Source organism: Paracidovorax oryzae ATCC 19882 (genome assembly GCF_000687165.1).
GTDB lineage: Bacteria > Pseudomonadota > Gammaproteobacteria > Burkholderiales > Burkholderiaceae_C > Paracidovorax > Paracidovorax oryzae.
The window spans coordinates 20274-31790 of the sequence record NZ_JMKU01000038.1 but is presented as its reverse complement, the minus strand read 5'-3'; the positions used below and the strand labels follow the sequence as shown (position 1 = coordinate 31790).

Genomic DNA, 11517 nt, shown 5'->3' with positions numbered 1-11517 from the left:
ACGCGCATGAACGGCGAGATCATTCCCGCGCCCGTGCCCGGCCGGCGCATGTTCGCCCTCAGGGAGCCCGTGGGCGTGGTGGCCGCCATCACCCCGTGGAACTTCCCCGCCGCGATGATCGCGCGCAAGATCGCCCCGGCCCTGGCCGCCGGCTGCACCGTGGTCTGCAAGCCCGCGGAGGACACGCCCCTCACCTCGCTCGCGCTGGTGGCGCTGGCCGAGGAAGCAGGCATTCCCCCGGGCGTGCTCAACATCGTCACCGCCTCGCGCGCCCACACGCCCGAGGTGGTCGATGCCTGGCTCGATGACCCGCGCGTGCGCAAGATCACCTTCACCGGCTCCACGCCCGTGGGCAAGCACCTGGCGCGGCGCAGCGCCGACACGCTCAAGAAGCTCTCGCTGGAGCTGGGCGGCAACGCCCCCTTCATCGTGTTCGAGGATGCCGACGTGGACGCGGCCGTGGACGGCTTCATGGCCGCGAAGTTCAGGAACGGCGGGCAAACCTGCGTGAGCCCGAACCGGGTGTACGTGCACGCGGCCGTGCACGAGGCCTTCGCGGGCAAGCTCGCGGCGCGGGTGGCGGCGCTCCAGGTGGGGCCGGCCACGGACCCGGCCTCTCAGATCGGCCCGATGATCAACGAGCGCGCGGTCGAGAAGATCGAGCGGCACGTGCAGGACGCCGTGGCCCGGGGCGCGAAGGTGCTCGCCGGTGGGCGGCGGCTGGCGGAGCTGGGCGAGCACTACTACGCACCCACGGTGCTTACGGGGGCGGATGCCACCATGGCCTGCGCGTGCGAGGAGACCTTCGGGCCCGTGGCGCCGCTGACCGTGTTCCACGACGAGGCCGAGGTGATCGCCGTGGCCAACGACACGCCGTTCGGCCTGGCAGCGTATTTCTACAGCCGCGACGTGCGGCGGATCTGGCGCGTGGCGGGCCTGCTGGAGACGGGCATCGTGGGCATCAACGAAGGCGCGCTGGCTGCCGAGGCCGCGCCGTTCGGCGGCGTGAAGGAGTCCGGCTACGGCCGCGAGGGTTCCACCCACGGCCTGGACGACTACCTGCACACCAAGTATGTTTGCCAGGGCGGGCTCGGCTGAGCCGGCCCGGCATCCCCTTCCCGGTCCAACGACAGAAAAAGAGAAAGCGCGAGAGACATGCCCGCACACAACCCTTTCAAGGCGGCCCTGGCCGCATGCCGCCCGCAGATCGGCCTCTGGCTCTCCATGGCCGATCCGTACCTGGCCGAGGCAGCCGCCACCACCGGCTACGACTGGCTGCTGATCGACGGCGAGCATGCGCCGAACGACCTGCGCAGCACCCTGGGCGCCCTGCAGGCCGTCGCGCCCTACCCTTCGCAGCCCGTGGTGCGCATCGCCGAAGGCAGCACGGCCCTCATCAAGCAGGTGCTGGACATCGGCGCACGCACGCTGCTGGTCCCCATGGTGGACACGCCCGAGCAGGCCCGCGCCATCGCCGCCGCCACGCAGTACCCGCCGCACGGCATCCGGGGCGTGGGCAGCGCGGTGGGTCGCGTGTCGCAGTGGAGCGGCCGGGCGGACTACCTCTCCGTGGCCGACGACGAGGTCTGCCTGCTGGTCCAGGCCGAAACCGTCACCGCCCTGCGCCACCTGCCCGGGATCTGCGCGGTGGAGGGCGTGCATGGCGTCTTCATCGGCCCGGCCGATCTTGCCGCCTCCATGGGCCACCGCGGCAACCCCGGCCACCCCGAGGTGCAGGCCGCCATCGAGGACGCCATGCGCACCATCATCGCGAGCGGCAAGGCCGCCGGCACGCTGACCTCGGACCCGGCCCTGGCGCGCCGCTACCTGGAGCTCGGCTGTACGTTCGTGGCGGTGGGCGTGGACGTGCTGATGTTCGTGGACGCGGCGCGAAAGCTGCGGGCGCAATTCGACGGTGCCGGCGGCGAGGAGGTGTCGGCGAAAGCCAACGCGGCCTATTGATAAGCCCCGGAAATCTGGACCGGGACTGCGGAAAGTGGCTGCAGAGCGAGGCAAAGTGGAATTGGCGGCGTAAACTGGCAGGCTGGTAACATTTTGCTAACAGATGGAGGTGATAATGAGAAAAATCCTATTGGGCTTGGTGGCCCTGGCAGCGGCAGGTACCTCGTTCGGTGCCACGGTGAACATCACCAGCACGGGCAACTACGCCACGCTGGAGAACTACACGAACTGCACGTCCACTCCGGCCAGCCTGTGTGCGAACTTCCTGGCAACGCAGAACATCTCGGGTTCGTTCACCACCTCGGCCGCTCTGCCGGCCAATGCGAGCAACGTGGAGATCGGCTCCAACGTCACGGGCTACAACCTGACCAGCGGCCTGGACACCATCGCATCCACCGACACGAACGCCCGCCTCAACTCGCTGCGCATCAGTACCGACGCCTCGGGCAATATCACCGCCATCAACACGATGATCGTGGTGCAGTGGGTCACCGGTTCCGCGCCGCACACCAACGCCAATCGCATCAACGCGGTCACCCTCGTCGGCGCAGTCACTGCCAGCACCCACAATTCCGGCTGCACCACGGTAGGCACGGGCGCCAGCGGCGTGGCCGATACCTGCCTCGTGGCGGTGGTGAACGACACGTCCCGCAGCACTGCCAGAAACGCGCCTTACAGCGTTTCCATGGCGCAACAGCCGCCCGTCAATGGCGGCTCGGCGGCTCCGATCCCCACGGTGTCGGAATGGGGCCTGATCCTGATGGCCTCGCTGCTGGGCTTCTTCGGCATCGCACGCCTGCGCCGCCAGCGCTGATCCTGCGGAATCCTCTTTTCCGCCCCATGAAAAAACCCGCCACCGGCGGGTTTTTTCATGCTGAAGCGCGCACAGGCTACAGGCTGCGGCGCATTCGCCCGTGACCGGACCTCAGCTGCCCGCCACCTTCATGCGATTGACCAGCACCGAGCCCACGGTCTTTGCGCCATAGTTGTAGGCGTCCGCGCCCACGGCCTCGATGCCGAGGAACATGTCCTTGAGGTTGCCCGCGATGGTGATCTCGTGCACGGGGAAGGCGATCTCGCCGTTCTCCACCCAGAAACCGCTCGCGCCGCGGGAATAGTCGCCGGTCACGTAGTTCACGCCCTGGCCCATGAGCTCGATCACGAACAGGCCCGTGCCGAGCTTCTTCAGCATGGCGTCCAGGTCGTCGCCCGGCTGCGTGAGGCGCGAGGCGAGCACGAGGTTGTGCGAGCCCCCGGCGTTGCCAGTGGTCTTCATGCCGAGCTTGCGCGCGGAATAGCTGCTGAGGAAGTAGCCCTGCACCTCGCCGGCATCCACCACCTTGCGCGGGGCCACGCGAACGCCCTCCTCGTCGAAGGGCGAGCTGCCCTTGCCACGCGCGACGAACGGGTCCTCGTCGATGTCGATGTGGTCCGGGAAGACCCGGCGGCCCAGCGAGTCGAGCAGGAAGCTGCTCTTGCGGTAGAGAGCGCCGCCGCTCACCGCCTGCGTGAACCCGCCCAGCAGGCCTGCAGCCAGCGGCGACTCGAACAGCACCGGGCATTCAGTGGTGGGGATCTTGCGGCTGCCCAGGCGGCTCAGGGCGCGCTCGGCCGCATAGCGGCCCACGGCGGCGGGCGAGGACAGCTCGGCCGCGTCGCGCATGGACGAATACCACGCATCGCGCTGCATCTCGGCATTGCGGCCCGGCAGCGAGGCGATGGGCGCCACCGAGATGCTGTGGCGCGAGCTGGCGTAGCCCCCGCGGAAGCCGTGCGTGTGCGCGCTGAAGAAATGGCTCTGCTGGGCCGAGACGGCGGCGCCCTCGCTGTTGGTGATGCGGCGGTGCGTGCGCAGAGCCGCGTCCTCGCATTCGAGCGCGATGCGGGCGGCCTCTTCGCTGGTGATGGCCCAGGGATGGAACAGGTCCAGCTCGCGGTGCGTGCCAGGCGCGGCCACGTCCGCCACGTCGGGCAGGCCGGCCACCGGGTCTTCGGCGGTGAAGCGCGCGATGTCGTAGGCCGCCTGCACGGTCTGCTCGATGGCGCGCTCTGAGAAGTCCGACGTGCTGGCGTTGCCGCGGCGGTTGCCGACATACACGGTGATGCCCAGCGACTTGTCGCGGTTGCGTTCCACCGTCTCCAGTTCGCCCTTGCGCACGCTCACCGACAGCCCGCAGCCCTCGGAAGCCTCCGCGCCCGCATCGGTGGCGCCCAGGCGCAGCGCATGGGCCAGGGCCCGGTCCACCAGTTCCTCGAACACGCCGCGGCTGTAGCTGAAGCCGTTGCCGGCATCGCCGCCGGCGGGGACGGACACGGAAGCGGAGGGGCGGGAGGGAGAGGCAGCAGCGCGGGCTGCGGTACGGGGGCGGGTGGTCTTCATATCGCCGGCTATGATACTTGCCGCCTTCCGCCCCCGCCCAGGGCCTCTTTTTGTCCCCTCTCCCATGTCCCGCAAACCCAAAAAAGGCTATTTCGTGAAGGGCCATTTCGTCGCCGAAGGCAGCGAACTGGACCTGCAGCTCAAGGCCGAGCTCAAAGGCACGACCGAAGCCAGCCGCACCGATCTCAAGCGCGAGAGCGATGCGCTGCAGCAGCTCGGCCAGGACCTGCTCACGCTGCGCAGCGACCTGCAGGCGCGCCTGCAACTGCCCGACAAGCTGCAGGATGCGCTGGCCGAGGCGCGGCGCATCACCAACTTCGAAGGCAAGCGCCGGCAGATGCAGTACGTGGGCAAGCTCATGCGCCAGCTCGATCCATCGCTGGTGATCGCCGCGCGCGCCGCGCTGGACGAGCAGCACAACGGCTCGGCCGCCGAAAAGCTCGCGCTGCACGAGGCCGAGCAATGGCGCGAACGGCTGATCGCCGACGACGGCGCCCTGCCCCTCTGGATGGAGCGCTTCCCGCGCACCGACACGCAGCAGCTGCGCGCGCTGATCCGCCAGGCCCGCAAGGACGCACCCGAAGGCAAGGAGGCCAACGTACAGGTCTCCGAGGGCCTCGCGCCGCGCAAGGGCCGCGCCTACCGTGAGCTGTTCCAGCTGGTGCGCACGCAGATGGACGAAGCCGCCCTGCATGCCCGCCACGAGGAATCAGAACGCGATGCATGAGGCCCTGCCCGCACCCGAGCCGGTGCGCATCGGCATCGTGTCGGTGAGCGACCGCGCGAGCCGCGGCGTGTACGAGGACAAGGGCCTGCCCGCGCTGCGCGAGTGGCTGGAGCGCGCGCTGCACAACCCGGTGCAGTTCGAGGAGCGGCTGATTCCCGACGAGCAGGATCGCATCAGCGCCACGCTGATCGATCTGGTGGACGCCGTGGGCTGCCATCTCGTGCTGACCACGGGCGGCACGGGCCCTGCGCCGCGCGACGTCACGCCCGAGGCGACGCTGGCCGTCGCGCACCGCGAGATGCCGGGCTTCGGCGAGCAGATGCGGCAGATCGGCCTGCGCTTCGTGCCCACGGCCATACTCTCGCGGCAGGTGGCGGTGATCCGCCACGGCAGCCTGGTCATCAACCTTCCGGGGCAGCCCAAGGCCATCGCGGAGACGCTCGAAGGCCTGAAGGACGCCGAGGGCGCAACGGCCGTGCCGGGCATCTTCGCGGCCGTGCCCTATTGCATCGACCTGATCGGCGGCCCCTACCTGGAGACGCGCGAGGCGGTGTGCAAGGCGTTCCGGCCCAGGGACGCACGCAGGCCCGCACGGCCGGAGTAAACCGGGGCGCGCGGGGCTGGCGCGAACCCGGGCACGACAGTACCATGCGGCGCCCGGGCCCTCGCCCGCTCGCCCCATGCCCATGTCCACACTCCTTCTCGCCCTGGTCCAGCTGGCCTTCCTCGTGGCCGTCCTGGTGATGTTCTATCGCCACCGCAGCCTGAAACGCCGCCAGGATGCACTGGTCCAGGAACTCAAGGGGGTGCAGTACTGGCGCATCAACGTGGCCCGTCCGCGCTTTTTCCGCAGCTGGCTGCGGCTGCTGCCGTTCGAGGGCAAGGGTGTGCTGATCGCCGAGGGCGACGATGCCGTGCGCATGAAAGGGTTCTGGAGCGAGGACGGGCGCCCTTTCGACGTGCCGATCGACCTGCGCCACAGCCGCGCCGAATGGCTGGGCAACCGCAACCTGAGGGCGGGCAACCTGTACTGGGCGCAGCTGGAGACGCCGCGCGGCACCATCGTGTTCAGCGCGGACACGGGCATGAACGCACTGCAGTCGCGCGAGGCGTTGTCGGACATCTTCCGCGCGGTCTTCACCGAGCAGGAACTCACCGAGGCGCAGACACAGGACTTCGCGCTCGAGAAGAACCCGCGCAGCGTGCTGGCGATGGTGCTTTTTTTCGGTCTGCTGTTCTTCGCGCTGATCGACACTTTCGCCATTTCACGGTTCGAACTCACCGACGCGCAGATCGGACGCATCCTGCGCCATCCGCTCACGTGGGCCGGCACCCTGGCGGCGGCCGCCGCGGCCTACCTGCTGGCCTACCGGCACCTGCTGGGCGGCGACGTGCCCGCCCGCGAATCCAACGTGCTGGCCATGATGCTGGTCACCGTGATGCTCAGCAGCGCCTTGCCGCTGGCCAAGCGCATCGACCAGGTGCTCGCGCAGGCGCCGTCACGCAACTACGACTACCGGGTCACCGGCACCGCACGCCTCGAACCCGTCGATCCCACCCTGGGCCTGCCGGCGATGCGGTTCCCGCGGGCGAAGGAATACTGGGAGCAGTTTCCTACCGGGTCGGTCTATCCCATTCCGTACCTGCGCGGGCCGATGGGGCTGTGGCAGCTCGACCATGCGGCGTTCGACGCACCTCTGCGCGCCTTCTACGAAAAGCGTTGAAGCCGGGACGCGCTGCGCCTACTTGCCCACCAGCGCGTTGAGCTTCTCGGCCTCGAACTGCTCGTTGCGGTTGGCGTCGCACGGCACGCAGTCGCTGGCCTGCGGCGCGGCCTGGGAGAGCTTTTCGATGGCCGCCCAGAGCAGCGCGATCTGGCGCTCCTGCGACGAGGCGTTGTCGATCAGCCCGCGCATCGCCTGGGAGAGCGGGTCGTCTTCCTGCGTGACGCCATAGGCCGAGAACGCGCGAGGCTCCGGCCGCGGCGGGCTGGCGGCTTCGGTCACATCGGCGCTCTGCCCTGCCCGGGAGGGAATGATGCGCGCGGGAATGCCCACGGCCGTGGCGCCGGCAGGCACGGGCTTGATGACCACGGCATTGCTGCCGATCTTCGCGCCGTCACCCACCTCGAAACCGCCCAGCACCTTCGCGCCCGCGCTGACCACCACGTCGCGGCCCAGCGTGGGATGGCGCTTGGCACCCTTGTAGAGCGATGTGCCGCCCAGGGTGACGCCCTGGTAGATGGTGCAGCCGTCGCCGATCTCGGCGGTCTCGCCCACCACCACGCCCATGGCGTGGTCGAAGAAGACCCGCTGGCCGATCTTCGCGCCGGGATGGATCTCGATGCCGGTGAGCCAGCGCGCGAAATGCGAGATGAAGCGCCCGGGCCACTTGAGGCCGTGCGTCCAGCACCAGTGCGCAGGCCGGTGCAGCCAGATGGCATGCAGGCCCGGATAACAGGTGACCACCTCCCAGGTACTGCGGGCCGCGGGGTCGCGGTCGAGGATGCACTGGATGTCGGAGCGCAGGCGATCGAACATGGGAGGGGGCTCGTGGAATGGGCGCGGGGCGGAAATCGGCCTTGCAGTCTATCGCTTCGCCTGCGCGGCTTCCGACATGGCTTTGGCGACACCGCGCAGGATGTGGATTTCCTCCGGGGTGGGTTGCGCGCGGTTGAAAAGCTGGTTGAGCCGCGGCATGAGCTTCTTGGGAGCAGCAGGGTCGAGGAAGCCGACATCCACCAGCGCACGCTCCCAGTGTGCGAGCATGCCGGCCACCTGGGCGGCGTCCGCGGGCACGGACGCGGGCGCGGCGTCCCGCACGGGGAAGCCGCCGAGCGCGAGCCGCCATTCGTAGGCGATCACCTGGATGGCCGCGCCCAGGTTGAGCGAGCCGAAGCCGGGGTTGGTGGGAATGGAGAGCGCGACATGGCAGCGGTACACGTCCTCGTTCGCCATGCCGAAGCGCTCCGAGCCGAACAGGAAGGCCACGCCTGCCTCGCCGGCCGCCGCCCCCGGTGCGGAAGCGGGATCGGCGTCCGTGGGCGGCACGGGGGCCGCGCCCCCTTCCAGGGCCAGTTCGACCAGGGGATGGCCCGCATCGGCGGGCCGCCTTCTCACCAGCCATTCGAAATGCTCGCGCGGCGAGCGCGTGGGCGGGCCGAAATCGCGTGGCGTCATCGCGGTGGCGCACAGGTGGCTGATGCCGTCCAGGGCCTCGTCCAGCGTGGCGACGATGCGGGCGTTCTCCAGCACGTCCAGCGCGCCGCTCGCGCGCTGGATGGTTTCCTCGCGCCGCAGCACGTTGGGCCAGCGCGGGGCCACCAGGACCAGGTCCTCGAAGCCCATGGTCTTCATGGCGCGGGCGGCGGCGCCGACGTTGCCGGCATGGCTGGTCTGGATGAGGATGAAGCGGGTTTTCATGGAAAGTGCACAGCGGGAAGGACGCGCGATTGTCGCCGCTGCGCCGCTTCCGCCCTGCCCGCCCCCACCCGCCCCGTCCCCGCCGGCCTGCCGCGCCGTCAATGCAGGCCGGCCGCCCGCCCGTCCTCCCGGCCGGACACGCCGCGGCCCTGCGGCCGTGCGGAGTGCGGCACGGAACGCAGTGCGGACAGGTAATCCTCGCGCCACTTCGCCAGGTCCTGCGTCTGCACGTTGTCCAGCAGCCGGGCATGGCGCTGCCTGCGCTCATCCAGCGGCATGGCGAGCGCCGCCTCGTAGGCCTGCGCGATGGCGGGCCGGTCCGCCGGCGGCACCAGGATCGCATCCTGGAGCTGGTGCGCCGCCCCGGCGCCGCGGGAGAGGACCAGCGCGCCCGGATCGCGCCCATCCTGCGAGGCGACGTACTCCTTGGCCACCAGGTTCATGCCGTCGGCCACGGACGTCACCACGCCCACGCGACCCATGCGGTAGACCGCCGGCAGCGCGCTCCGCCTGACCGGCTCGGCGAAGTACAGGATGGGCGTCCACGAGGGCGTCCCGTACTTGCTGTTGATGCCGTCCACCATCTTCTGCGTCCTGCGCGCCAACGCGGCATAGGCCGGCACCTCCGGACGGGACGGCGCGCCGATCTGCACGAAGGTCACTTTCTCGCGGAGGTCCGGGCGATCTTCCAGCAACTGCCCTAGCGCGGCGAACCGGTCGGGCACGCCCTTGGAGTAATCCAGCCGCTCCACCCCCACCATGAGGAGCCGCCCTTCGGCCTTCTCGGTGCGCATGCTCTCCAGGATGCGGCTGGAGCCGGTGTCGGACTCCTGCGCCATCAGGCCCTGGACATCGATGCCGATCGGGAAATCCCGCACCTGCACCTGGCGCCCGAAAGCGCGCAGCCGGCTTCCGTCCGCGGCGGCCTCCCCGATGCGCTCCTCGCGCACGTAGCCCTGGAGGTTCTGCACGTCCCGGGGTATCTGCATGCCCACCAGGTCATAGGAGAAAAGCGACTCCACCAGTTCCCTGTGCTCCGGGATGGCCCGGAAGACCCCGGGCTCCGGGAACGGGATGTGATTGAAGAAGCCCATGCGCTGCTGGCACCCGAGCCGGCGCAGCTCCTGCGCGAGGGGAATGAGATGGTAGTCGTGGATCCACAGCACGTCGTCCTGCTGCAGCAGCGGGGCGAGCTGGGCGGCGAACATCCGGTTGACCTGGCGATAGACGCCGTACTGGCCCGGCCGGATGTCGGCCCAGCCGGCACTGCTGTGCATCACGGGCCAGAGGACCGAATTGCTGTAGCCCGCGTAGTACTGCCTGCATTGGGTACGGCTCAGGTCCATGCCCACCAGGGTGGATTGGCCGAAAGCCTGCGTGCGCACGCTGGGCGTGCCAGGCCGCCCGCCGATGGCCCCGCTCCAGCCCATCCAGAGGCCCGGGTTGTCGTGCATGGTGTCGGCCAGGGCGACGGCCAGGCCGCCGGCAGCGGGCTTCGACGGGTCCACCATCCGGTTGGAAACGACGACCAGCCGGTCCTGCGGAGGGCGCAGCCGCTGCCGGGAGTCCGGCTGGGCCGGAACCGAACCGTCGAACGGCCTCTTGCGCCGGGGCTGGATCGCAGTGCGCTCCAGTGCCCTGCCGGCCGGAGGCGGGCGGGCGGAGGACGTCTGGCGGACCTCGCCCTGTGCCTGCAATGCTGGAGGGGAAGCGCTGCGGCGCGCTCCGGATACCTGTCGGACCATGGTGGATTCCTTGATTTATCGATAATGCCCCTGGATTGAAAATGCAGTATCCCTGCGGCTTCAGGACACGGAGTGTTGATAGCCACGAGGGCACGGCTATTTCCTGCGGATTTCCTCGGTGGAGCCCTGGACAGGCCTGGGGGCAGGACAGACCGGATAGGTGCCCCGGAAATCGTTGAACACAGTCTATTTAAATTTTTATTGCATTCATTCTCGAAGAACAAATAATTGAAAATATTATTCAGAAATAATATTTCTCGAAAAAATTTCGTTTTCACATAATTCATTTCACCCCAAAAAGGAGTCGGGAAAGCCGCGGCTCGCGTCCCTTCCCGGGCGAGCAGACGACAGCCCCTGCCCGGTACCTGGGGCATGCCGATCGCCAGCCACGAAGGTGCGCAGCAGCTTCGCCCCGGGGTTCGTGTAGCATCCGCGCCCTCCCGCCATGGATCACATCGCCGTCCGCCACCTGCACAAGTCCTACCGCATCCACGAGCGCGACCCCGGCGTGCTCGGTGCGCTGCGGGCCCTGGCACGCCCGCGCTACCGCACGGTCGCGGCGCTGTCGGATGTGTCGTTCAGCCTGCAGCGGGGCGAGATGCTGGGCTTCATCGGGCCGAACGGTGCCGGCAAATCCACCACCGTCAAGATCCTCTCGGGCATCCTGCGGCCCGACGGCGGCAGCGTGGAGATCGACGGGCGCGATCCCTTCGCCGAACGCGAGCGGCACGTCGGGCGCATCGGCGTGGTGTTCGGGCAGCGCACCCAGCTGTGGTGGGACCTGCCGGTGGGCGACGGCTTCACGCTGCTGCGCGACATCTACCGCGTCGATCCCCAGCGCTTCGCCCGCACCCGCGACGAACTGGTGGCCCTGCTGCACCTGGAGCGCGTGCTCGACCAGCCCGTGCGCCAGCTGTCCCTCGGCCAGCGCATGCGCGCGGAAATCGCCGCGGCCCTGCTGCACGAGCCGGACATCCTCTTCCTGGACGAGCCGACCATCGGCCTGGATGCGCCCTCCAAGCTCGCGGTGCGCGACTTCGTGCGGCGGGCCAACCGGGAACGCGGCACCACCGTCCTGCTCACGACCCACGACATGCACGACATCGAGGCGCTGGCCGAACGGGTCATCGTGATCGGCCACGGCCGGGTGCTGGCCGACTGCAGCGTGGACGCGCTGCGGGCCCAGGTGGCGGCGACGCGTCCCGACGACGAGGACATGACCATCGAGGCCGTGATCGCGCGCTTCTACGCGATGCACGGCGCCGCCGAAGGATGACGGCG

At 69.2% G+C, this 11517-nt stretch carries 11 protein-coding genes; 7 read left to right on the top strand and 4 right to left on the bottom strand.

What is annotated here, in order from left to right:
- From T336_RS0120950 to T336_RS0120940, 3 genes are all read left to right on the top strand, one after another.
- On the top strand, positions 1 to 1098 hold a 1098-nt coding region (locus T336_RS0120950; protein ID WP_026434003.1), incomplete at its 5' end, for an NAD-dependent succinate-semialdehyde dehydrogenase.
- A 57-nt stretch (positions 1099 to 1155) separates the two neighbouring features.
- Complete coding sequence (locus T336_RS0120945; protein ID WP_026434002.1) at positions 1156 to 1962, top strand: aldolase/citrate lyase family protein; 807 nt, start codon at positions 1156 to 1158, stop codon at positions 1960 to 1962.
- 115 nt (positions 1963 to 2077) lie between these two features.
- On the top strand, positions 2078 to 2776 hold the full coding sequence (locus T336_RS0120940; RefSeq protein ID WP_167333663.1) for an IPTL-CTERM sorting domain-containing protein: 699 nt from the start codon (positions 2078 to 2080) through the stop codon (positions 2774 to 2776).
- A gap of 111 nt (positions 2777 to 2887) precedes the next feature.
- Here the strand turns inward: T336_RS0120940 and pmbA are convergent, their stop codons facing one another.
- Positions 2888 to 4342: a metalloprotease PmbA gene (pmbA, locus tag T336_RS0120935; RefSeq protein ID WP_026434000.1), complete on the bottom strand. Its 1455-nt coding sequence runs from the start codon at positions 4340 to 4342 to the stop codon at positions 2888 to 2890.
- A 64-nt stretch (positions 4343 to 4406) separates the two neighbouring features.
- On the opposite strand from pmbA, the gene yjgA reads away from it, so the two are divergent.
- The 3 genes from yjgA to T336_RS0120920 all read left to right on the top strand — a co-directional run bounded on the left by yjgA (position 4407) and on the right by T336_RS0120920 (position 6793).
- A complete protein-coding gene (gene yjgA / locus T336_RS0120930; protein WP_026433999.1) occupies positions 4407 to 5069 on the top strand; it encodes a ribosome biogenesis factor YjgA in 663 nt (220 codons plus the stop codon).
- The gene (gene mog, locus T336_RS0120925) at positions 5062 to 5673 is read left to right on the top strand and encodes a molybdopterin adenylyltransferase (protein ID WP_035226791.1); all 612 of its coding nucleotides are present in this window, start codon (positions 5062 to 5064) and stop codon (positions 5671 to 5673) included. Before yjgA ends, mog begins: the two co-directional genes overlap by 8 nt.
- 82 nt (positions 5674 to 5755) lie before the next feature.
- Complete coding sequence (locus T336_RS0120920) at positions 5756 to 6793, top strand: hypothetical protein (protein WP_026433997.1); 1038 nt, start codon at positions 5756 to 5758, stop codon at positions 6791 to 6793.
- 18 nt (positions 6794 to 6811) lie between these two features.
- On the opposite strand, the gene cysE is transcribed toward T336_RS0120920, so the two are convergent.
- The 3 genes from cysE to T336_RS25475 form a co-directional block, all read right to left on the bottom strand.
- A complete protein-coding gene (cysE, locus tag T336_RS0120915) occupies positions 6812 to 7609 on the bottom strand; it encodes a serine O-acetyltransferase (RefSeq protein WP_026433996.1) in 798 nt (265 codons plus the stop codon).
- A 48-nt stretch (positions 7610 to 7657) separates the two neighbouring features.
- Positions 7658 to 8491 carry an RNA methyltransferase gene (locus T336_RS0120910; RefSeq protein WP_026433995.1) on the bottom strand — a complete coding sequence of 278 codons (834 nt, stop codon included), beginning with the start codon at positions 8489 to 8491 and terminating at the stop codon, positions 7658 to 7660.
- A gap of 98 nt (positions 8492 to 8589) precedes the next feature.
- Positions 8590 to 10236: an alpha,alpha-trehalose-phosphate synthase (UDP-forming) gene (locus tag T336_RS25475; RefSeq protein WP_035226788.1), complete on the bottom strand. Its 1647-nt coding sequence runs from the start codon at positions 10234 to 10236 to the stop codon at positions 8590 to 8592.
- A gap of 445 nt (positions 10237 to 10681) precedes the next feature.
- On the opposite strand from T336_RS25475, the gene T336_RS0120900 reads away from it, so the two are divergent.
- Positions 10682 to 11512 (top strand): ABC transporter ATP-binding protein, encoded by an 831-nt coding sequence (locus T336_RS0120900; protein WP_026433994.1) that lies wholly within the window; start codon positions 10682 to 10684, stop codon positions 11510 to 11512.
- The last annotated feature ends 5 nt before the right edge of the window (positions 11513 to 11517 follow it).

Coding starts and splice junctions, on each gene's coding strand:
- T336_RS0120945 (WP_026434002.1), top strand. CDS start 1,156: ATGCCCGCACACAACCCTTTCAAGGCGGCCCTGGCCGCATGCCGCCCG.
- T336_RS0120940 (WP_167333663.1), top strand. CDS start 2,078: ATGAGAAAAATCCTATTGGGCTTGGTGGCCCTGGCAGCGGCAGGTACC.
- pmbA (WP_026434000.1), bottom strand. CDS start 4,342: ATGAAGACCACCCGCCCCCGTACCGCAGCCCGCGCTGCTGCCTCTCCC.
- yjgA (WP_026433999.1), top strand. CDS start 4,407: ATGTCCCGCAAACCCAAAAAAGGCTATTTCGTGAAGGGCCATTTCGTC.
- mog (WP_035226791.1), top strand. CDS start 5,062: ATGCATGAGGCCCTGCCCGCACCCGAGCCGGTGCGCATCGGCATCGTG.
- T336_RS0120920 (WP_026433997.1), top strand. CDS start 5,756: ATGTCCACACTCCTTCTCGCCCTGGTCCAGCTGGCCTTCCTCGTGGCC.
- cysE (WP_026433996.1), bottom strand. CDS start 7,609: ATGTTCGATCGCCTGCGCTCCGACATCCAGTGCATCCTCGACCGCGAC.
- T336_RS0120910 (WP_026433995.1), bottom strand. CDS start 8,491: ATGAAAACCCGCTTCATCCTCATCCAGACCAGCCATGCCGGCAACGTC.
- T336_RS25475 (WP_035226788.1), bottom strand. CDS start 10,236: ATGGTCCGACAGGTATCCGGAGCGCGCCGCAGCGCTTCCCCTCCAGCA.
- T336_RS0120900 (WP_026433994.1), top strand. CDS start 10,682: ATGGATCACATCGCCGTCCGCCACCTGCACAAGTCCTACCGCATCCAC.